The 1,205-nt window shown below is 77.1% G+C and carries 2 protein-coding genes; both read left to right on the forward strand.

Going from position 1 to position 1,205, the window contains the following annotated elements:
- Nucleotides 1–929 (forward strand): AMP-binding protein (locus N869_RS15200; protein WP_035063065.1); only part of this gene is annotated, 929 nt, incomplete at its 5' end.
- A partial coding sequence (locus tag N869_RS15205) for a thiolase family protein (protein ID WP_456297590.1) occupies nucleotides 926–1,205 on the forward strand: 280 nt, incomplete at its 3' end. The genes N869_RS15200 and N869_RS15205, both read left to right, overlap by 4 nt.

The raw sequence follows: 1,205 nt of genomic DNA on the forward strand, positions 1-1,205 counted from the left end.
CCGTCCTGCTGCCCGGTAGCACCGCGTCGTCCCTGTGGTCGTTCGCCGCCCTGCACGCCCTCGCCGAGGGCGCGACGGTCCGCACCGCCCCCACCAGCACCGGCCCGGCGTTCGCCCGCGCGCTCACCGACACGGACGTCGTCCACGGTGTGCCGCGCACCGTCACCGACACCCTCGACGTCCTGGAGGCCACCGGCCCCGGGTCGGTGCGCACCCTGGTGTGCGGGGGAGCGGCCCTGCCGCACGGCACCCGCGAGCGCGCCACCGCCCTGGGTGTCTCCGTGGTCGCGTACTACGGGGCGGTCGAGCTGTCGTTCGTGGCGGTGGACGTCGACGGGCGCGGGTTGCGTCCGTTCCCGCAGGTGGAGGTCGACGTGCGGCCGGTCGCGGGCACCGGGTTGGGTGAGGTGTGGGTGCGGTCCCCGTGGGTCGCGGACGGGTACCTGGCCGGGGTGTCGGGGCCGATGCGTCGCGACGGGCAGGGGTGGGTGACGGTCGGTGACCTGGCCGACGCGCCCGAGCCGGCCGGGCCGGGTGGGGTGCCGGGTGGGGTGCCGGGTGGGTCGTTGGTGCTGCGGGGGCGTGGTGACGGGGCGATCCTCACCGGTGCGGCGACCGTCGTCCCCGAGGACGTGGAGTGCGCGGTGGCGTCGGTCCGGGGTGTGCGGGACGTCGTCGTCGTGGGGACCCCGCACCCGGAGCTCGGGTCGGTGGTGACGGCGGTGCTGCGCACGGATGAGCACGTGACCCGGACGGCGTTGGTGGCGGCGACCCGGGATCTGCTGTCACCGGCGCAGCGCCCACGCCGGTGGGTGCGGGTCGCGCAGGTGCCGCGCACGTCCTCGGGCAAGCCCGCCCGGGCGGTCGTGGCCGCGGCGCTGGGTGAGGGTGCCGGGTCCCCGGACCTGGTGCAGGTGGGGTGGCCGTGAACGACAGGACACCGGTGGTGGTGGCCGCGCGTCGCACCCCGATCGGGACGGTGGGGCGGGCGTTCGCGGGTGTGGACGTCACCGGCCTGGTCGCGCCAGTGATCGGCGCGGTCGTGGGCGAGATGGCCGCCGCCGGGGGCCCTGCGCCGGACGACGTCGTCGTGGGCAACTGCACCGGCCCCGGGGGGAACGTGGCGAGGGTCGGGGCCCTCGCGGCCGGGCTGGGGCACGAGGTCCCCGGTGTGACGCTCGACCGTCAGTGCGGCAGCGGGTTGG

The organism is Cellulomonas bogoriensis 69B4 = DSM 16987, assembly GCF_000767165.1.
Lineage (GTDB): Bacteria > Actinomycetota > Actinomycetes > Actinomycetales > Cellulomonadaceae > Actinotalea > Actinotalea bogoriensis.